Annotated in this window: 17 protein-coding genes; 12 read left to right on the top strand and 5 right to left on the bottom strand. The window is 54.9% G+C overall.

Annotated features, from left to right (window positions below):
• The first annotated feature begins 1 nt into the window (after nt 1).
• The 12 genes from rplO (at nt 2) to FCN51_RS14775 (ending at nt 8550) form a co-directional block, all read left to right on the top strand.
• On the top strand, nt 2-490 hold the full coding sequence (gene rplO / locus FCN51_RS14830) for a 50S ribosomal protein L15 (protein ID WP_003622740.1): 489 nt from the start codon (nt 2-4) through the stop codon (nt 488-490).
• A 135-nt stretch (nt 491-625) separates the two neighbouring features.
• Complete coding sequence (gene secY / locus FCN51_RS14825; RefSeq protein ID WP_003628215.1) at nt 626-1984, top strand: preprotein translocase subunit SecY; 1359 nt, start codon at nt 626-628, stop codon at nt 1982-1984.
• Nucleotides 1981-2649, top strand: coding sequence for an adenylate kinase (locus FCN51_RS14820; protein WP_003628214.1), 669 nt, complete (start codon nt 1981-1983; stop codon nt 2647-2649). Before secY ends, FCN51_RS14820 begins: the two co-directional genes overlap by 4 nt.
• Before the next feature lie 113 nt (nt 2650-2762).
• A complete protein-coding gene (rpsM, locus tag FCN51_RS14815) occupies nt 2763-3140 on the top strand; it encodes a 30S ribosomal protein S13 (protein WP_003622748.1) in 378 nt (125 codons plus the stop codon).
• A 66-nt stretch (nt 3141-3206) separates the two neighbouring features.
• Nucleotides 3207-3599: a 30S ribosomal protein S11 gene (rpsK, locus tag FCN51_RS14810; RefSeq protein ID WP_003622750.1), complete on the top strand. Its 393-nt coding sequence runs from the start codon at nt 3207-3209 to the stop codon at nt 3597-3599.
• 109 nt (nt 3600-3708) lie between these two features.
• The gene (locus FCN51_RS14805) at nt 3709-4728 is read left to right on the top strand and encodes a DNA-directed RNA polymerase subunit alpha (protein WP_003622752.1); all 1020 of its coding nucleotides are present in this window, start codon (nt 3709-3711) and stop codon (nt 4726-4728) included.
• A gap of 34 nt (nt 4729-4762) precedes the next feature.
• Nucleotides 4763-5188, top strand: coding sequence for a 50S ribosomal protein L17 (gene rplQ, locus FCN51_RS14800; RefSeq protein ID WP_012812772.1), 426 nt, complete (start codon nt 4763-4765; stop codon nt 5186-5188).
• A gap of 175 nt (nt 5189-5363) precedes the next feature.
• The gene (locus FCN51_RS14795) at nt 5364-6425 is read left to right on the top strand and encodes an ABC transporter substrate-binding protein (RefSeq protein ID WP_050819566.1); all 1062 of its coding nucleotides are present in this window, start codon (nt 5364-5366) and stop codon (nt 6423-6425) included.
• Complete coding sequence (locus FCN51_RS14790; RefSeq protein ID WP_003622758.1) at nt 6422-7186, top strand: ABC transporter permease; 765 nt, start codon at nt 6422-6424, stop codon at nt 7184-7186. Before FCN51_RS14795 ends, FCN51_RS14790 begins: the two co-directional genes overlap by 4 nt.
• Nucleotides 7174-7992, top strand: a complete 819-nt coding sequence (locus tag FCN51_RS14785; protein ID WP_003622762.1) for an ABC transporter ATP-binding protein — start codon at nt 7174-7176, stop codon at nt 7990-7992. The genes FCN51_RS14790 and FCN51_RS14785 overlap by 13 nt, the downstream gene beginning before the upstream one ends.
• An 83-nt stretch (nt 7993-8075) precedes the next feature.
• Entirely contained in the window at nt 8076-8309 is a 234-nt protein-coding gene (locus FCN51_RS14780; RefSeq protein ID WP_003622764.1) for a hypothetical protein, read from the top strand.
• A gap of 64 nt (nt 8310-8373) precedes the next feature.
• Complete coding sequence (locus tag FCN51_RS14775; RefSeq protein WP_003622765.1) at nt 8374-8550, top strand: DUF1328 domain-containing protein; 177 nt, start codon at nt 8374-8376, stop codon at nt 8548-8550.
• A gap of 85 nt (nt 8551-8635) precedes the next feature.
• Here FCN51_RS14775 and FCN51_RS14770 read toward each other — a convergent pair whose 3' ends face one another.
• The 5 genes from FCN51_RS14770 to FCN51_RS14750 all read right to left on the bottom strand — a co-directional run bounded on the left by FCN51_RS14770 (nt 8636) and on the right by FCN51_RS14750 (nt 19499).
• A complete protein-coding gene (locus tag FCN51_RS14770) occupies nt 8636-10201 on the bottom strand; it encodes an efflux transporter outer membrane subunit (RefSeq protein WP_003622766.1) in 1566 nt (521 codons plus the stop codon).
• On the bottom strand, nt 10201-13509 hold the full coding sequence (locus FCN51_RS14765) for an efflux RND transporter permease subunit (protein ID WP_003622769.1): 3309 nt from the start codon (nt 13507-13509) through the stop codon (nt 10201-10203). The genes FCN51_RS14770 and FCN51_RS14765 overlap by 1 nt, the downstream gene beginning before the upstream one ends.
• Nucleotides 13506-16697, bottom strand: a complete 3192-nt coding sequence (locus tag FCN51_RS14760; RefSeq protein ID WP_003622771.1) for an efflux RND transporter permease subunit — start codon at nt 16695-16697, stop codon at nt 13506-13508. Before FCN51_RS14760 ends, FCN51_RS14765 begins: the two co-directional genes overlap by 4 nt.
• The gene (locus FCN51_RS14755; protein WP_003622774.1) at nt 16694-17929 is read right to left on the bottom strand and encodes an efflux RND transporter periplasmic adaptor subunit; all 1236 of its coding nucleotides are present in this window, start codon (nt 17927-17929) and stop codon (nt 16694-16696) included. Before FCN51_RS14755 ends, FCN51_RS14760 begins: the two co-directional genes overlap by 4 nt.
• A 175-nt stretch (nt 17930-18104) precedes the next feature.
• A complete protein-coding gene (locus FCN51_RS14750) occupies nt 18105-19499 on the bottom strand; it encodes an MFS transporter (protein WP_160256255.1) in 1395 nt (464 codons plus the stop codon).
• Between the last annotated feature and the right edge of the window lie 57 nt (nt 19500-19556).

Raw genomic sequence — 19556 nt, 5'->3', positions numbered from 1 at the left:
AATGAAGCTGAACGAACTTCGTGATAACGAAGGTTCCCGTTACCGGAAAAAGCGTCTTGGGCGCGGTATTGGTTCTGGTAAGGGCAAGACGTCTGGTAGGGGTGTAAAAGGCCAGAAGGCTCGTGAAGGGGTTTCTCTGAACGGGTTTGAAGGTGGTCAGCTTCCCATCTATCGTCGTCTGCCGAAGCGTGGCTTCAAAAACATCTTCCGCAAGGTTTATGCTCCTGTAAACCTTGGCGCGGTGGAAAAAGCCTTGGCTGATGGCAAACTTGCAGCAGGCGCACCTGTTACTGAAGAAGCTTTGAAAAAAGCTGGTCTGGTTGGCACTGGCAAATATGCTGGCGTGCGCATTCTGGCCGAAGGTGAGCTGACAAAAGCTGTTACGTTTGAAGTCTCTGGTGCATCAGCTTCTGCTGTTGCAGCAGTAGAAAAAGCCGGAGGTAGCGTTAAGCTGCTGCAGCCTAAAGCTGCTGAAGCCAGCGCTTCCTGATGTTGCAAAAAGGAGAGCAGTGTTCGCACTGTTCTCCTTTCTTGTTCCTTCTCAGAATGTTGTCTGAATTTTTCAGGCGATTGTGCCAGCGTCTCCACAGCCGTGGTGGCGCTGTTTGTATGAAAGGACGGATGCATGGCTTCCGCGGCCGAACAACTGGCTGCCAACTTTAATGTCGGCTCTTTTGCCAAAGCGACAGAACTGAAGAAGCGAATCTGGTTTACGCTAGGTGCGCTGATTGTTTACCGCTTGGGCACATACATCCCGGTTCCGGGGGTAGATGCCACAGTTATGGGGCAGCTTCTGGCGCAGCATCAGGGTGGCATTCTGGGCATGTTCAACATGTTCACGGGGGGTGCGCTTGGGCGTATGACCGTGTTCGCACTGAACATCATGCCATATATCTCTGCGTCTATTATTGTGCAGCTTATGTCTACTGCTGTGCCTTCTCTTGAGGCTCTCAAGAAGGAAGGTGAACAGGGGCGTAAAAAGCTTAACCAGTACACACGTTACCTCACTGTTCTTATCGCGCTGTTTCAGGCGTATGGGATAGCTGTCGGGCTGGAGAACGTGCATAGCGCTGCTGGCGCTGCTGTTGTTCATCCGGGCATGTTCTTTTTGCTTTCATGCGTCACTACGCTTGTTGGCGGAACCATGTTTCTGATGTGGCTGGGTGAGCAGATTACCGCGCGTGGCGTGGGGAATGGCATTTCGCTCATTATCTTTGCTGGTATTGTGGCCAACCTGCCGCATGCGCTGGCAAGCCTCTTTCAGCTTGGTTACACGGGTGCACTTTCGCCGTTCTTCGTGTTGCTTTTCTTGGTTCTTGCAGCGCTTACCATCATGTTCATTGTGTTCATGGAACAGGCGCAGCGTCGGGTTGTCATCCAGTATCCAAAGCGCCAGATGGGGCAGCGGATGTTTGGGGGTGACACAACCCATATGCCACTGAAAGTGAATACGGCGGGCGTTATCCCACCGATTTTTGCATCTTCAGTGCTGCTGATTCCGGTTACGATTGCTGGTTTTATGAATGGCAAATCACTGCCGGGCTGGCTTTCATTTCTGGGGCAGGAGCTTGGGCAGGGGCAGCCGCTGTATATGCTGTTCTATGCTGCCATGATCGTGTTTTTCTCATATTTCTATGCGGCCGTTACCTTCAACCCGACGGAAACAGCCGATAATCTGAGAAAGCAGGGTGGGTTTATTCCTGGTGTGCGCCCTGGTGCGTCTACGGCGTCATACTTTGATAAAATCCTTACCCGTCTGACCACGATTGGTGCAGCGTATATGGTGGCAGTCTGTCTGTTGCCTCAGATCCTGATCAGCCACTACAACGTGCCGTTCTATTTTGGCGGAACGAGTCTGATTATTATTGTGTCTGTAACTATTGATACGGTCACACAAATTCAGTCTCATTTGGTGGCGCACCAGTATCAGGGGCTTATGCGTAAATCACGCGGCGGCAGGAAGCAGAGGATCATCAGACGATGAATATTATTTTTCTGGGCCCTCCCGGCGCGGGAAAAGGTACGCAGTCCAAACTTCTTGAAGAGCGGTATGGACTGATTCAGATTTCTACAGGTGACATGCTGCGCGCAGAAGTGGCCAAGGGATCTGAAACAGGTAAGCAGGCAAAAGCTCTGATGGATGCCGGGAAACTGGTGCCGGATGAGCTGATTATTGCAATGCTGAAAAGCCGGATTGCGCAGGCAGATTGCCAGAATGGTTTTATTCTGGATGGTTTTCCGCGCACGCTGGCGCAGGCTGAAGAGCTGGACAGCATGCTGTCTTCTGATGGGAAGAAGATCGACACCGTTCTCTTCCTGGATGTGGATGAAGAAATTCTGGCAGATCGGATTTCCGGTCGCTTTACGTGTGGCAACTGCGGCAAGACGTACAACGAGGTCTCTAACCCACCTAAAGTGGATGGGGTCTGTGATTCTTGCGGCAGCCATGAGTTCAAGCGCCGGGCGGACGATAAGCGGGAAACCGTTGTTGAACGGCTGAAAGAGTACCGGAAACTGACGGCTCCGATTCTGCCGTTTTATGAAAAAACCGGACGGCTGCACAAAATTAACGGCATGCTGTCGGCCTCTGAAGTGACAGGCGAAATCGAAGATGCGCTTGCCAGCGAGGGGCTGATCACGAAAAAGTGATCCGTTTTCGTTGACTTGTGGCGGTGGCCGGTATATTTCGCGGCCACCAAGTGAAATCTGCCCCAAGGGCTATGAGCGTTCGTGGTTAAGGCGGGCGAACAGGAGTATAAGGCGTGGCACGTATTGCCGGCGTGAATGTCCCGACCAACAAACGGGTTGTTATCGGGCTTCAGTATATTTACGGGATTGGCGCAACTAAGGCTGTTGAAATCTGCAAGGCTCTGGAAATTCCGGAAGCAAAGCGGGTTAACGAGCTGAGCGATGACGAAATCCTGAAGCTGCGTGAACTGATCGACAGCAAGTATCGCGTTGAAGGCGATCTGCGTCGTGAAATCGCAATGAACATCAAGCGTCTGATGGATCTGGGCTGCTACCGCGGTCTGCGTCATCGTCGCGGTCTGCCTGTGCACGGTCAGCGCACACACACCAATGCCCGCACGCGCAAGGGCAAGGCTGTGGCGATTGCAGGCAAGAAAAAAGCAACGCGCTAATCCAACTGGTTAGGATGTCTAACCCTGCTGCGGCAGGCTCTGGGCAGGGACTGAGGTAGAAAAGACATGGCGAAAGCCGCAACTCCGCGTATTCGCAAAAAAGAGCGTAAGAACATTATTTCTGGCGTGGCGCATGTGCTCTCCACGTTCAACAACACCATGATCACCATCTCTGATGCACAGGGGAACGCCATTTCTTGGTCTTCCGCTGGCGCACAGGGGTTTAAGGGGTCTCGGAAATCTACGCCTTATGCGGCGCAGGTTGCGGCGGAAGACGCAGGTCGCAAGGCTCGCGAACATGGTATGGAAACTCTGGAAATCGAAGTTTCCGGTCCTGGGTCAGGGCGTGAAAGCGCACTGCGTGCTTTGCAGGCTGTTGGTTTCACCATCACCTCCATCCGCGATATGACGCCGGTTCCGCACAATGGCTGCCGCCCGCGCAAGCGTCGCCGCGTCTAAGTCCTGAGCAGGAAGGCAGCTTATCAATTAGGCTGTCTTCCGGTTGTTGTGTCCACTTCAGAGAAATCGCTGCGATTGCAGTGGTTTTTCGTATTGAAAGGCCGGTACCTTGGTCCTTCAGAAAAACTGGCAATCTCTGATCAAGCCTGAAAAGCTTGAGGTCGAATCCGGTGTGGAGCCAGCACGCATCGCAACCGTGGTTGCAGAACCTCTGGAACGCGGGTTCGGGATGACACTGGGGAATGCGCTGCGGCGTGTTCTGCTGTCCTCGCTTCAGGGTGCGGCTGTTACTGCTGTGCAGATTGACGGCGTGCTGCATGAGTTCTCGTCTGTTGCAGGCGTTCGGGAAGATGTCACGGACATCGTGCTGAACATCAAGCAGCTGGCATTGCGTATGCATGGCGAAGGGCCAAAGCGTATGATGCTGACGGCCACAGGCCCCGGCGAAGTGCGTGCCCGTCAGATCCAGACCGGCCATGATATCGAGATCATGAACCCCGATCTTGTTATCTGCACGCTGGACGATGGCGTTAAGCTGGGCATGGAATTTATTGTAAACATGGGTAAAGGCTATGTGCCTGCCGCGGCTAACCGCCCGGAAGATGCACCAATTGGCCTGATTCCGGTGGATGCAATTTATTCCCCCGTAAAGCGCGTGTCTTATAAAGTTGAGCCTACCCGCGTTGGGCAGGTGACCGACTATGATAAGCTGCTGCTGACGGTTGAAACCAATGGCGCTGTAACGCCTGAAGATGCTGTGGCTCTGGCTGCACGTATTCTGCAGGATCAGCTCCAGCTGTTCATCAACTTTGATGAACCGCGCCCTGTGCAGGCTGAAGAGCCTGAAGATGATCTGCCGTTCAACCGTAATCTGCTGCGTAAGGTGGATGAGCTTGAACTGTCTGTTCGTAGTGCAAACTGCCTGAAGAACGACAACATCATCTACATTGGGGATCTGGTGCAGAAGAGCGAGCAGGAAATGCTCCGTACTCCGAACTTTGGCCGGAAATCCCTGAACGAAATCAAGGAAGTTCTCACTTCTATGGGGCTGTCCTTGGGTATGAATGTGCCGGCTTGGCCGCCGGAAAATATTGAAGAGCTGGCAAAGCGGCTTGATGAGCCGTTTTGATCTGACTTTTCACACAGTACGTAGGAACTGAACTATGCGTCACGGGATTGCCGGCAGAAAGCTCGGCGTTACTTCTTCTCACCGCGCAGCCATGTTTCGCAATATGGCTGTTGCACTGATCAAACACGAACAGATCACCACCACGCTGCCTAAAGCTAAGGAACTGCGTCCGGTTGTTGAAAAGCTGATTACGCTGGGCAAGCGGGGCGACCTGCATGCACGCCGTCAGGCTTTTGCCGTGCTGCGTGATGATGTGATCGTGAAAAAGCTGTTTGCTGCTATTGCAGAACGCTACAAGGCTCGTAACGGCGGTTATACGCGCGTTTTGCGTGCTGGCGTGCGTTATGGCGATGCCGCACCTATGGCTGTTATCGAACTGGTTGATCGCGATGTTTCTGCCAAAGGGCAGGACAGCGGCCCACGTCCGGAAGCAGAAGAAAAGCAGGATCTGGCTGCATAAGCCACTTATCCGGTTTTTAGAAAAAAGGCTGGCTCAGAAATGGGCTGGCCTTTTTTTATGCGTTTATGACTCCGTTAGTGGTGCGATTTTATATCGTGAAATTGGTTGGAAAATTTACACCATTTCTACTTGCTATATTGACAATATAGCCTTGTAGCACGTTAGTAATTGCAAAATGAACGGCGCAAACAAACACGGTGGCATTATGAGGCGAGTTTTTCTGCGGATCATGCTGGTGATCAGCCTGCTTTTTGTAGGGCTGACACAGCAGGCACGGGCCGGAACCCCGGTGCGTATTGGGTATATTCCTGTTCTGGGGTCATCCGCCCTGTTTGTTCTGGATGGTGAAGGCTGGGCCAAGCAGGCCGGGCTGGACTTGCAGCTTGTGCGCTTTGGTTCTGGCCCTCAGGCTATTCAGGCCTTGGTATCCGGGCGGATTGATGCCTACGTGGCGGGTGTGTTGCCGTTGCTGCAGGCCCGTGCGCATGGTGTGGATGTTAAGGTTGTGGCTTCTGGCTCGGTTGAAGAACTGGAGCTGGTGGCCCGTGGTCCACTGGCGCAAATGGTGCCAGAAGGGCAGGAAGGTGGCCTGTCTGCTCAGGTCATTAAGGATGGTTTTGCCAAGTTCAAGCAGGAACAGGGCCATCTGCCACGTGTTGCTGCACAGCCAGCCGGTTCTGTGCCGGATATCATGCTGCGGTACTGGCTGCAAAAACGCCTTGATATTGCGCAGCCTGCCTCTGTTATCAACATTGCCGGTGTAGATATTGATGCCGCACAGCAGGCTTTTCTGGCTGGCGCGGTAGATGCCGCTGTGTTGCGCGAACCTTCTTTAACCGTTGTTAAAACCCGCATTCCGGATGCCCGCATTCTGGCCACCGGGCATGATATGCTGCCCGATCAGCCGGGTTCTGTTCTGGCTATTGTAAAGCCAACAGAAGTGCCTTGGGCAAAAACACTCACAGGCCTGTTTGTTAAAGCCAACACCTTGGTGGCCCAGCATCCGGATGAAGCCGCTCCTTTTGTGCGCACGGCACTTGGTGGCGGTATGCTGAAGGAAGAAGTGTTGCAGAAAGCCCTTGCGCGCTCTGCCCAGCATTTTGTGAGCGACCCTGCGCGTATTGTAGAAGGCGTGCGCCAGTTGCAGGATTTTGAGGTTGAACAGGGGCTTTTGCGCAAAGCCGAGCCAGTGGATGGCCTGTTTGATCTGGAGATGTGGAAGCAGAGCCAGCAGTGAGGGATAAAGTTTCGTTTTCAACAAAATGGGCGTTAGGTCTTATCGGGCTTATCGTCTTTTTTGGAGGGTGGGAGGCAGCAGTCCGCACAGGGTTGCTGCCTTCTGGTATGGTGCCTGCTCCCAGTTCACTTGGGCCAGCCTGGCTGGATGAAGTGCGCGGGGGTTTTTGGCAACAGGCCATTCTGGATAGTCTGCATCATTATCTGTTGGGCCTGCTTATTGGTTCCGTGCTGGGGGCTGGCTTAGGCATTCTGTGCGGCATGGTGGCCGTTGTGGATGGCTTGCTGGAAGGTATTGTCCGGCTGCTGCGGCCTGTGCCGGGCTTGGCATGGGTGCCTTTTGCCATTTTGTGGTTTGGCCTGAACACATCTGGCGCCACGTTTGTCATCGCCATTTCAGTTTTCTGGATCAACTTTTACGCGGCGCATAGTGCCGTGCGCGGGGTGGACCCGGAGTTGTATGAACTGGCAGCCGCTTTTGGGCATGGTGGCTTTTTTGGCCGCTTGTTCAAAGTGGTGCTGCCTGCGGCTTCTCCCGGCCTTATGTCTGGCCTACGCACAGGGCTGGGGCAGGGCTGGATGTCTGTTGTGGCTGCGGAACTGTTTGGCGTTCCCGGTATTGGTGCGCGAATGATGCAGGCCTCCAGCTTGCTGGCAACCGATGTTGTGGTTGTTTACATGCTCACCATGGCGCTGCTTTATGCGGTAACCGATTTTCTGTTCGGGTTTGTAAGAAAGCGCGTGCTGAGGTGGCAACCATGAGCGAAAAACATAGCGTTGCCAGCTTGGATAATGTTGGCCTCTCGCATGATGGTGGGGCGAATTTTGTACTGCGCAATGTCAGCCTGACATTGGAGCAGGGGGAGTTTGTTGCGCTTTTAGGCCCCTCTGGCGTGGGTAAATCCACGCTGTTGCGCGTGTTTATGGGGTTGATGCAGCCTACAGAAGGCACGGTAGGAGGTTCGGCCTGCACAACAGATGCAGAGGAAACAGGCACCAAACGGCGCAGGCGTGCCTTGGTGTTTCAGGATGCGCGGCTTATGCCGTGGCGTTCTGTGCTGAAAAATGTTGAGTTCGGGCTGGAAGGCTTGGGCCTGACGCGTGAAGAAAAGCGTACCCGCGCCATGGATGCGCTCAAGTTGGTGGGGCTGGAGGAAGCCGCAGACCGGTGGCCGCGCCGTATGTCCGGCGGCCAGCGCCAGCGTGTGGGGGTTGCCCGTGCTTTTACGGTAAACCCTGATCTGCTGTTGATGGATGAGCCTTTTGGCGCGCTGGACCCTATTACACGCACCAGCCTGCAGGAAGAACTCCAGCGTATCTGGCAGCAAACACATAAAACCGTGCTGTTTGTTACGCATGATATTGAGGAAGCCTTGCGCCTAGCAACACGTGTGGTGGTGCTGGCAGGTGGTCCACCAGCAGGCATTACGGGTGAAATTGCCATTACGATGGATGAACGGAACCCCGAAAGCACGGTTTTTAGAACCTATGCCGCCCGTTTGCGGGCCATGATTGCAGGGGAAAAAGACCCCGGTGGCGCTCCTTACTGGCGTTCTGCTGAAATTTAGTTGAAAAGCATATAAATAAACATAACACGGCATCCTTTGCGGGGTGTCGTGCGTTCACATGCAACAAAACGGGGAGACATCGCATGAGCGATGACAACACAAAGGATTACGCGCTGGAAGAAGGTATTGGCCGTGTTCAGGATGGTGCGGAAGGCTTGTTCAGCCAGCTCCCCAGTTATGATGAAATGAACCCGGGCAAGCGTTGCGCTGCAACAGAAGCAGTGAAAGATGTGGTGATTGACCGGCCTTTTCTGATCCTGCCGGTTGTGGGGATTTTCAGCTTTATTGTTGGTGGCCTGCTGCGTCGGCGACGCTAAGGTTTTTTGATAGACGTCTTTCAGTCAGAAAAATTCTGCCTGAGAGTATGAAGGAGATGATTACATGCTGAAGCTGGCACTGTTTTTTCTGGTTATTTCCCTTATTGCAGGGCTGTTCGGTTTTGGCGGCATTTCCACTGCAGCTGCGGGAATGGCAAAAATCCTGTTCTTTATTGCAATTATTCTTTTTGTTGTTTTCCTGGTGGTGGCCTTGCTGGCTGGGCGCGCCATTACAAAATAACCGCTCTGGAATAATCAGAGCATGAAAAAACCCCCGGTCTGGAAAGGCCGGGGGTTTTTGTTTGTGCTGCAGAGCTGCGCAGACCTTAGTTTTTGTCCTTCTGAATAAAGGAAGGCAGAAGCGGGTTGTCTGTTTGCATGGAATCTTTGCTGGGTAGGGAGGATGCGTCCCACCCACCACCAAGAGCCTCAATCAGCGTTACGGAATCCAGAATACGGCTTTGCTGGATTTGCAGCGCCGTTTCCGCGTTGGAAAGGGCCGTTACTTCCGCCGTAATCACCGTGGTGTAAATCTGGGTGCCAGCCATGTACTGGTTGAAGGAAATCTGCACAGCCTTATTGGCGGCTTCTACCGCAACGGCCTGCTGGTTTGCCTGATCTGCCAGTACGCGCAGGTTGGCAAGCTGATCTTCCACCTGTTGCAGGGCGGTCAGTACTGTCTGGCGGTAGGCAGCTACATAGTAATTATAATTGGTCTCGGCTTCACGCACGGCGGCTGTACGTGCACCGCCTTCAAATAGGGTTTCCGTGGCGGAAGCACCAAGCGCCCAAATACGGTTGGCCACCTGCACCAGCGCGCCCACCGGGTCACCACTGTAGGAGTAGCTGGCTGTCAGTTTTACGTCCGGGTAAAAGGCGGCAAGGGCTGCGCCAATCTGAGCGTTATATTCTTCCATCCTGCGTTCTGCAGCAGAAACATCAGGCCGACGTTGCAAGAGTTCGGAAGGCACAGCAACGGGGATAGCCGGAATATCCCGCGTAAGCGCACCGTGCGGGATGGACAGATCTGCCGGAGCCTTACCCATTAAAATGGCAATGGCGTGCTCATACCCTGCACGAGCGGCATCTGTTGCAGTGGCTTGGGCACGGGTTTGCTCAAGCTGCGTTTTGGCCTGCATCAGGGTGGTAGGGTCGGCCGTGCCTGCATCATACTGGTTTTTGGTAATCTGGTAGGAGCGTTCGTAAAAATCGACGTTCTTTTGCAGCAGATCGTGCAGGCTGTCCTGATACCGTAGGTTGAAATAGGCGGTGGCTAACTGCGCCTGATAGGAGAGCTTGGCATTGGCCAGATCCGCCGCAGAAGCCTGAGCCTCGGTTACCTGAGCCTGAATCTGGCGGCGGATAGCGCCCCACAAATCCAGATCCCACGATGCCGAAGCACCCATGGCATAGGTGTTTTCTGTGGTGTTGGAGGCAACGGATGAGGTTGTATCTCCGTAATTGATGATCGTGCCCGATGAGCGTGAACCACGGCCAGAGCTCTGCCGGTTGAAGGAGAGGGCGCCGCTTAAGGTAGGATACAGTTCAGCCCGTATGGCGTTAATGGCAGCGCGGGCATTGCGGTATCTGGCCTCATACTGCGCCACGTTCTGGTTGTTGATTTCAACCTGAGATTCAAGCTGGTTCAACAACGGGTCATTATACAGCGTCCACCACGCACCTTTGGGAATGGCGGCCAAGCTGGGCTGCGCGTAGTTCCAGCCCGGAGCAGGCTGCAGCTCCTTGAACTTGGGAGAGATAGTGGCGGAGGGCCGCTTGTAATTGGGGCCAACCATGCAGCCCATCAGCACCAGTGGCGCCATAAGGCTGGCTGCGCGGCGGGACAGTTTTTTGTGTTTGAGCATCATGCTGGAAAAAGAAGGCGAAACCATCAGCTATCCTGCCGGGAGGTGCGAGAAAAGAAGGAGCGCAGGCGTATTTTCTGAACACGCAGCCGCCACGTATCAAGCGTAAGATAAATAACAGGGGTGGTGTAAAGTGTAAGGGCCTGACTGACGAGCAGCCCACCCACAATGGCAATGCCCAATGGGTGGCGCAGTTCTGCCCCATAGCCATTGGTGATCATCAGCGGGGCTGCCCCCAGTGCTGCGGCAGCGGATGTCATGATAATGGGGCGGAAGCGCAGCAGGCAGGCGGTACGAATGGCCTCGAGTGAAGACATGCCATGTTCACGCTCTGCCACAAGGGCAAAGTCCACCAGCATGATGGCGTTTTTCTTCACAATGCCAATCAGCAGGATCACCCCGATCATGGCGATAAGCGAGAACTCTTCACCAGCCAGTTGCAGCGCCAGAAGCGCGCCCACACCTGCGGAAGGCAGGGTGGAAAGAATGGTGAGCGGGTGCAGATAGCTTTCGTACAGAATGCCCAGAACAATATACACGGCACATAGGGCCGCCAGTATCAGCAGGGGCTCATCATTCACGGCTTTCTGGAACTGTGCGGCATTCCCCGCAAAGCTGCCGTGGATGGTGGAAGGCATGTGCAGTGTAACCTGAGCCGCATTGATAATCTGCGTTGCCGTGCTGAGTGAAACCCCTTTGCCCAGATTGAAGGAAATGGTGGAAGCCACCGCCATACCCTGATGGTTGACCGAAAGGGGGGTGCGTGTCTGCACAATCTGCGAAACCAGGGTAAGCGGCACCATGCTTTCTGATGATGTGCTGACAGCAGACCCGTTGGAAGCCCCGGCACCTCCGGCCAGTGCGTTGGCAATCTGGTTTTTGAAGGATTCCGAACTCAGGGAGGATGCCGAGCTACTGCCCGCTGCATCCAGCCCGGTCGTGTTGCGTACGCGTATGGTGTTGGATTGTGTGCCACCACCTGCTGTGCCACCGGCCACACTCACCCATACCTGCATCAGGCTATGGGGGTTGGACCACAGCACTGGATCGGCTTCCATAACCACACGATACTGATTGAGTCTGTTGTAGATGACAGAGGCCGCACGCTGGCCGAAGGCATCATACAGCGTGTTGGAAAGCAACTGGGGCGTGATGCTGACACGTGCGGAGGTATCACGGTCTATATCCACGCTCATGGCGGAACCGCCCTGCTGCACGTCGGATGAAAGATCTGTCAGTTCCGTGTGATGGCGGAGCTCGCTCAGTAGTTTTTCAGTCCATGTATAAAGCTCGGAGGCGTTTTCACCCTCCAATGTATATTGGTAGGCGGCATTGCTCTGCCGGGCACCCGCACGTACGGCGCCGGGTTCCATCAGAAAGAAATCAGCCCCCACCAGTTTGCTCAGCCGCTTGCTGATACGGTTGATAAGGTCTGTTGGTGTATCCGAGCGCTTACTTTTGTCCTGCAATTGTAGGAACAGATTGGCTTGGTTGGAGGAGCCTCGACCACCGATAAAGGAGGAAACACTTTGCACCTCCGGTTCCGCCAGAATGGCCTTTTGCACATCTGCCAGCTTTTTGCTGAGTGCGCCAAAAGAGATGGATTGATCGCCCTGCAAATGCCCCATCAACAGGCCCGTATCTTCCACCGGGAAGAAGCCTTTGGGCATAAGAATAAACAGCGCCACAATCAGTGCCAGCGTAAAGGGCAGGCTCAGTAGCACCAGCTTGTTATGCCGCAACGCCACATCCAGTGAATACGCATATCCAGCCTGAAGCTTATCCAGCGCACGCGTAATGCGTGCCGCCACGCGGGCAGAAAGCGGAGGGTGTTCCTGTGTTTCAAGCGCAGGGGCACGTGGGGCCAGCAGGTAAGCGGCCATCATGGGCGTAAGGGTGAGAGACAGCACCATGGAAATAATGATGGTGATGCTGACCGTCATGGCGAATTCGTGGAACAACCGGCCCGCAAGGCCACCCATCAGCAGAATGGGCAGAAAAACCGCAATGAGCGAAATGGAAATGGAGAAAACGGTAAACGCCACCTCGCCACTGCCTTTTATGGCAGCCTCGCGCGGGGCAAGGCCTTGCTCTATGTAGCGGGCAATGTTTTCCACCACCACAATGGCATCATCCACCACAAAGCCGGTGGAAACCGTAAGCGCCATAAGGGACATGTTGTCCAGCGAATAGCCAAACAGCGCCATCACCCCAAACGTGGCCACAATGGACGCAGGCACCACAATGGCGGGAATAAGCGTCATTCTGACAGAGTGCAGGAACAGCAGCACCATCAGCACAACCAGCACCACCGAAATAACCAGCGTAAGCTGTGTATCCGCCAAAGAGGCACGGATGGTAAGGGAGCGATCAAGCCCCACATGCAAATCCACCCCACCGGGCAGGGCGGCTTTGAGCATGGGCAGTTTGGCGTTGATCTGATCCACCGTGTGGATCACGTTGGCCCCGGCCTGCGGGAACACAACGGCAATAACTGAGTCCTGCCCGTTATAGTACCCGGCGTTGCGCAGGTCTTCCACGCTGTCACGCACTTGGGCAATATCGGCCAACCGCACGGGCCGGCTATTGCGCCATGCAATAATCAGATCCCGATAATCCTGCGCCTTGCTGACCTGATCATTCGTGTCCAGCGTAAAGCGCATGCCGCCCTGATCAATAATACCTTTGGGGGTATGGGCATTGGCTGAGGCCAGGGCTGCGCGCACGTCTTCAAAGCTGATGCCGTAACGGTAAAGCGGCAGGGGGTTTATTTCCGCACGGATAGCAGGCAGCGCACTTCCGCTGATTTCTACCTGACCAACACCCGCTACGGAGGAAAGATGCTGCACCAGCACGTTGGTGGCGTAATCATAAAGCTGCGGGCGCGTATGTGTATCTGATGTCAGGGTTAAAATCAGAATGGGCGCGCCGTTGGGGTTGGCTTTACGGTACGTCGGGTTTTGCCGCAGGGAGGAAGGCATATCTGCATGGGCGGCCTGAAGGGCGGCCTCCACATCTCGCGCAGCGCCGTTGATATCGCGCGAGAGGGAGAATTGCAGCATGATGCGCGTGGTGTTCTGCGAGGATTGTGACGTCATTTCCGTCACATCCGCAATCTGGCCCAGATGCCGTTCCAGCGGGGCCGCTACGGAACTGGCAATTTCTTCCGGGCTGCCACCGGCCTGCGTGGCCTGCACCATAATGACTGGAAAATCCACATTCGGCAGGTCAGATACCGGCAGGGTGCGGTAGCCCAGAATGCCCCCCAGCAACATGGCCACCGTAAGCAGAATGGTGGCCACGGGCCGGTCAATAAACAGCCGGCTTATGCTCATGGCGCAGAATGTCCATCAGCCGGAGGTGGGGCAGAAGGCTGGCTGTGCCGATGCCGCATGGCATTGAACTTATGGGCCAGCGTATCCAGCGCCAGATAGATAACCGGCGTGGTGAACAGCGTAAGCAATTGGGAGAGTGCCAGCCCGCCAATAATGCTCAGCCCCAGTGGGTAACGCAGTTCCGAGCCTGTGCCGTGTGAGATGACCATAGGCACCGCACCCAGCATGGCGGCAAGGGTTGTCATTAAAATAGGGCGAAAACGCAGTGTGGCGGCGGTACGGATGGATTGCAGGGAGTCCATGCCATGCACGCGTTCGGCTTCCAGCGCGAAGTCGATCATCATGATGGCGTTTTTCTTTACAATACCAATCAGCAGCACAATGCCGATAATGCCCATAATATCCAGATCCACGCCCGCAATCATCAGCGTAAGCAGTGCACCAATGGCGGCGGAGGGCAGGGTAGACAGAATGGTAACCGGGTGCACAAAGCTTTCGTACAGAATGCCCAGCACGATGTACACAGCTATCAGCGCCGCAGCCACAAGGAACAGCTCGTTACTGAGCGAGCCTTCAAACGCCGCCGCCGTGCCTTGGAACGATGTCTGGAAAGCCGAGGGGAGCCCTATTTCCTTTTCCACCTTGCGGATGGCGGCCGTGGCATCCCCCAGCGCGTAACCATCGCTCAGATTGAAGGAAATGGTGGTGGCCGGGAACTGCCCAAAATGCGTGAGCAGCAGGGGAGCTGTTTCCTGCGTAACGGTGGTAACGGCAGCCAGTGGCACCAGCCCGGAGGTAGGCGAACGCGTGGGGCCAGAAACACTTTCCCCCGAATTGCCGCTAATACCCGGTAGGTAAAGCTGGGAGAGTGAGGTCAGGTTGGTCTGAAACTGCGGGTCTGCTTCCAGAATAACGCGATACTGGTTGGACTGCGTATAGATGGTGGAAATCTGCCGCTGGCCAAAGCTGTCATACAGCACGTTATCAACGGTTTGCGGCGTAATGGAATAGCGCGCCCCGGTGGCTCTATCCAGCGTAACCTTTGCCACCAGCCCAGATGCCTGCAAATCCGATGTCACATCAGAAAGCGCAGGTTCCTGCTTCAGGCGGTCTAGCAGTTTTGGCACCCATGTTTCAAAGGCGCTGTATTCCGGGTTTTCCAGCAGAAACTGGTATTGCGTGGCCGTAACCGTTGTATCCAGAGAAAGATCCTGAATAGGCTGCATATACAGTTTGATACCGGCGACCTGCGCGGTTTCATCTGCCAGCCGGCGGGCAATCTGTGCTGCAGTGCTTGTGCGGTCATCATGCGGTTTGAGGTTGATAAGGAACCGGCCCTGATTGAGTGTGGCGTTCTGCCCATCCACCCCGATAAAGGAAGACAGAGAGACCACATCAGGGTCTTTCAGCAGCACTTTGGCCAGTTCCTGCTGATGTTCCTTCATGCTCTCAAAAGAGATGGTTTGCGAAGCAACGGAGATGCCCTGAATAACCCCTGTATCCTGCGCAGGAAAGAACCCTTTGGGGATAACCCACGCCAGCACACCCGTAAGCACCAGTGTGCCCACGGCCACGCACAGGGTGAGCACACGGTGGGCTAGCACCACATCCAGTATGCGGTCATACCCGGCAATCAGCTTTTCCGTGTAGTCTTCCATCCGGGCAGACCAGCGCTGGAATGCCGTGGTGGCCGAACTGGCATCATGCACACGTTCGGAAAGAATACGCGCACACATCATCGGCACCAGCGTAAGCGAGACCACAGCAGACAGAATGATGGTCACAGCCAGCGTAAGCGCAAATTCATGAAACAGGCGGCCCACCACATCGCCCATGAACAGCAGCGGAATCAGCACCGCAATCAGCGAGATTGTGAGCGAGATAATGGTAAAGCCAATTTCCCCGGCCCCTTTCAGGGCGGCTGTCATCCGGTCTTCTCCTGCTTCCACATAGCGGGAGATGTTCTCAATCATGACAATGGCATCATCCACCACAAAACCGGTGGCGATGGTCAGCGCCATGAGAGACAGATTATCCAGCGAGAAATCCAGCAGGTACATCACCGCCAGTGTGCCGATAATGGAAAGCGGCACAGACAGGCTGGGGATAATGGTGGCAGGGATATTGCGCAGGAACACAAAAATAACCGCCACAACCAGCGCAAGGGATAAAAACAGTTCACCCTGCACATCGGAAACAGAAGCGCGGATGGTGGTTGTGCGGTCTGTCAGCGGGGTAATATCAATGCCCGGAGGCAGCGTTTCCCGCAGGGCAGGCAGGGTGGCCTTTACGTTGTCCACCACGGAAATCACGTTGGCACCGGGCTGACGCTGCACGTTCATGATGAGCGCAGGCGTCAGATTGGACCACGCCGCAAGCTGCGTGTTTTCTGCGCCCACAACCACAGTTGCTACATCACGTAGGCGGATGGGCCCGCTGTTCTGGTAGGCGATAACCTGATTAAGCAGCACATCTGCGCTGGTAATCTGCCCATCCACCTGCAACGTGGCGGCTTTTTGCGGGCCATCAAACGTACCGGTGGGGGAGTTTACGTTCACGTTGCCAATGGTGGTGCGTAACGTGTCCAGATCCATCCCGTAGGATGTGAGCTTGGGAATGTTCACCCGCACCCGAATGGCCTTGCGGTTGCCGCCAGAAAGCGTCACCAACCCCACGCCGGAAATCTGGCTGATCTTTTGCGCCAGACGCGTATCCACGTAGTCTTCCACTTCAGGCAGCGGAATGGTGGAGGATGTAATGCCCAGCGTCAGCACAGGTGTATCGGCCGGGTTTACCTTGGCGTAAACCGGAGGGGCTGGCAGATCTGTTGGCAGCAGGGAGTTGGCCTGGTTGATGGCCGCCTGAACTTCCTGCTCCGCCACATCGATAGAGGTATCCAGCGCAAAGCGCAGAGTAATAACCGATGCCCCACCAGATGAGCGGGATGTCATCTGGTCCAGCCCCGGCATCTGGCCGAACTGGGTTTCCAGCGGCGCAGTTACGGAGGTGGACATCACATCCGGCCCGGCGCCGGGGTAGAATGTTTCAACCGTAATGGTTGGATAATCTACCTGAGGCAGGGCGGAAACGGGCAGAAAATGGTAGCCCAGCAGGCCAGCCATAAAAATGGCCAGCATAAGCAGAGTAGTGGCAACCGGCCTGCGAATAAAAAGGGCTGAGGGGTTCACTTTGCCGCGTGATCCGATGCTGGAGTGGTTTGTGCAGGAATGGTGACTTTAATGCCGGCGCGCAGATGGTCTGTGCCATCTGTTACCACTCTGTCACCATCTTTCAGGCCAGTGGGCACAACAATGTTGTTGCCATCTGATGTGCCGGTGGTAACGGGCCGCACCTCAACAGTGTTATCGGCCTTTACAACGTAAACAAACTGGCCGGTAGGGCCAGTTTGCACTGCTGTAGTGGGCAGCAGCAGCACGTTGTTAAGTGTTTTGACCAACAAACGGGCATTTACAAACTGGTTGGGGAACAGGTGCTCGTCCGTATTGGGGAAGATGGCACGCAGGCGCACGGTGCCGGTGGAGGTATCTATCTCACTATCCAGCGTGCTGACGGTGCCATCAGCAATTTTTTGCGTGTTGGAACTGTTCCATGCCTCTACGGAAAGAGACTTCTGGGTGCGCAGTTCCTCCGCCACTTCTGGTAGCTGATCCTGCGGCAGGGTGAAGATAACGGAAATAGGCTGCATTTGCGTAAGAATAGCCAGCCCGCCAGATTGGCCCGCGGTTACGTAATTGCCTTTATCCACGGCGCGGATGCCAATGCGGCCATCTACAGGCGCAATAATATGGCAGTAGGTAATCTGGAGTTTCTGGTTATCTACCAGTGCCTGATCGGATTTTACCGTGCCTTCCAACTGCTGCACAACAAATTGCTGATCCTTGGCGGTTTTGGCATCAATACTGTCCTGCCGGATCAGGCGCTGGTAACGCGCGCTATCAACACGGGCCTGTGCAAGCTGGGCCTTATCTGCTGCAAGCTGGCCTTCATACTGGGCCAACAGCACCTCATAGGGGCGGGTGTCTATCAGCGCTAGCAAATCACCTTTGTGCACGTGCTGTCCTTCCGTAAACAGCACGTTCATCAGGTAGCCTTCCACGCGGGTCTGCACGGTCACGTTGGTAATGGGGACTACCGTGCCCAGTTCAGTAAACACCACAGGCATGGAACCACTATGCACTGTTTGCACGGCCACCGGCTGCGCTTGCGAGGCATCCGCAGTATGGTGTTTGCCTTTTTTATGCGTTCCGCTGCTGGTGTCTCCATGCGGGCGCAAAAAGGCAAAGGCCAATACGCATGCGCCTGCCAGAGCTATGCCTGCAAGTAACATCCGTTTTTTACGGGGAGGGCGCGGAGATGGTGAAGACGGAGAAGCGGGAGAGGCTGGCTGATGTTCATCCATGTGGCGCGCTGCGTATTACCTGAAAAATAAGGAATGTTGGTTCAGACAGGAAAATAAAGGCCAGAATAAGGTTTTATAATCCACCTGAAGAAATTGATATGTGCCGGAAAGCAGAAAATCCTGCTTTCACCGTAAAACGTACCACATGGATATGGGAAGGGCTTGTTACGTTTTTTTAGCGCCTGTTGCCGCTCATGGAGGCTCCGGCAGAAGGCGCAAGGCGTGCCGCAAAAGGCACTGCCAGCAGAGATACAGCCCCGGTTGCCAAAAAACCGGCGGAAAAATCACCCAAAGTGGGTGTTGTGTGGCCATATATTTGCCCCAGCACCGTAAGCGTGCCCGCAGCAATACATATACCAGCCGAAAGCATGATCTGCTGCATGGTGGAATACAGGCTGGTTGCCGCACTCATATTGCTTGCCGGCACATCCGCATAGGCAATGGTGTTGTAGGCAGAAAACTGGATTGCTTGTGCAGCCCCGGCACATGCCAGAATAAGCGAGAAAAGCCACAGCGCATGTGGCAGCCGAAAGCTGGCCACCAGCGTAAAAACAACAGCCGCTGAAACACCGTTAAACATGAGCACTCTGCGGAAGCCCCAGCGCTTGAGAATGGCTGGCACAAAGGGGCGCGTTATTAACGCACCAATGGGGGCAGTAAATGTTACCAGCCCGCTTTGCTCGGCATTCAGCCCCATGCCGATTTGCAGGAAAGACGGCATAAGAAAAGGGAGAGACCCCACGGCCACGCGTGAGGCTGCACCCGCAAAAACAGAAATCCGGAAGGTGGAAATACGCATCAGCCGGAAGTCCAGCAACGGCGCGGGAACACGAAAGGCATGGAAGCAGTAAATGGCCATCAGAAGGCTGCCTGCTCCCAACATAATCAGGCGTAGGGTGACCGAGCCTTCTGCGTGGCTGAACAGTTCTGCAAAAACAGAAAGCAAAGCCAACCCGCCACCGGCCAACACCATGCCTTTCAAATCAAACGGTGGTGGTGAGGGTTCATAAATTTGGGGAATGAAGCGCCACGTAAGCCCTAGCCCAATCAGCCCGATGGGAATGTTGAGGTAAAAATTCCACCGCCATGAAAACCATGTGGTGATAAACCCGCCCACCACCGGGCCAAGCAAAGGGCCAAGTGTGGCGGGCAGCATCATCCATGTCATGGTGCGCACAAGCTGATCACGCGGTGTGCTGCGGATAATCACCAGCCGCCCTATGGGCACCATAAGGGCACCGCCAATACCCTGTAGCGTGCGCATGCAGGCCAGAAAGGGCAGGGAGTTTGCCTGCGCACACAGCAGGGAACTGGTGACAAAAATGCAGATGGCAACCATCAGCACGGAGCGGCTGCCCAGCCTGTCTGCTAACGCGCCGGAAGCCGGTATGAAAATGGCCAGACCAATAATATACGATGTGAGTGCAACAGAGGTTGCAACTGTATCAACGTGTAAACTGTTAGCGATAGAAGGCAGAGCTGTTGCCAGAATGGTGCCATCAAGCTGTTCCATAAACATCATGGAGGCAACGATCAGGGCGGTGAACTGCGCTTTGGTCGGGCGTGGCATGCCTAGTCAGAAACGTGTTTTTGCGGTCTGATGCAACCTATGATCCTGCAGGCACTG

Origin of the sequence: Acetobacter pasteurianus, from assembly GCF_009914215.2 — a bacterium.
Taxonomy (GTDB): Bacteria; Pseudomonadota; Alphaproteobacteria; order Acetobacterales; family Acetobacteraceae; genus Acetobacter; species Acetobacter pasteurianus.
Note: the sequence above shows the minus strand (reverse complement) of the source record. Positions and strands in the feature narration are given on the sequence as shown.

Bases quoted from the DNA above. Each gene is read 5' to 3' on its own strand.
- rplO (WP_003622740.1), top strand. From the start codon at position 2: ATGAAGCTGAACGAACTTCGTGATAACGAAGGTTCCCGTTACCGGAAA.
- secY (WP_003628215.1), top strand. From the start codon at position 626: ATGGCTTCCGCGGCCGAACAACTGGCTGCCAACTTTAATGTCGGCTCT.
- FCN51_RS14820 (WP_003628214.1), top strand. From the start codon at position 1,981: ATGAATATTATTTTTCTGGGCCCTCCCGGCGCGGGAAAAGGTACGCAG.
- rpsK (WP_003622750.1), top strand. From the start codon at position 3,207: ATGGCGAAAGCCGCAACTCCGCGTATTCGCAAAAAAGAGCGTAAGAAC.
- rplQ (WP_012812772.1), top strand. From the start codon at position 4,763: ATGCGTCACGGGATTGCCGGCAGAAAGCTCGGCGTTACTTCTTCTCAC.
- FCN51_RS14795 (WP_050819566.1), top strand. From the start codon at position 5,364: ATGAACGGCGCAAACAAACACGGTGGCATTATGAGGCGAGTTTTTCTG.
- FCN51_RS14780 (WP_003622764.1), top strand. From the start codon at position 8,076: ATGAGCGATGACAACACAAAGGATTACGCGCTGGAAGAAGGTATTGGC.
- FCN51_RS14775 (WP_003622765.1), top strand. From the start codon at position 8,374: ATGCTGAAGCTGGCACTGTTTTTTCTGGTTATTTCCCTTATTGCAGGG.
- FCN51_RS14770 (WP_003622766.1), bottom strand. From the start codon at position 10,201: ATGGTTTCGCCTTCTTTTTCCAGCATGATGCTCAAACACAAAAAACTG.
- FCN51_RS14765 (WP_003622769.1), bottom strand. From the start codon at position 13,509: ATGAGCATAAGCCGGCTGTTTATTGACCGGCCCGTGGCCACCATTCTG.
- FCN51_RS14755 (WP_003622774.1), bottom strand. From the start codon at position 17,929: ATGGATGAACATCAGCCAGCCTCTCCCGCTTCTCCGTCTTCACCATCT.
- FCN51_RS14750 (WP_160256255.1), bottom strand. From the start codon at position 19,499: ATGCCACGCCCGACCAAAGCGCAGTTCACCGCCCTGATCGTTGCCTCC.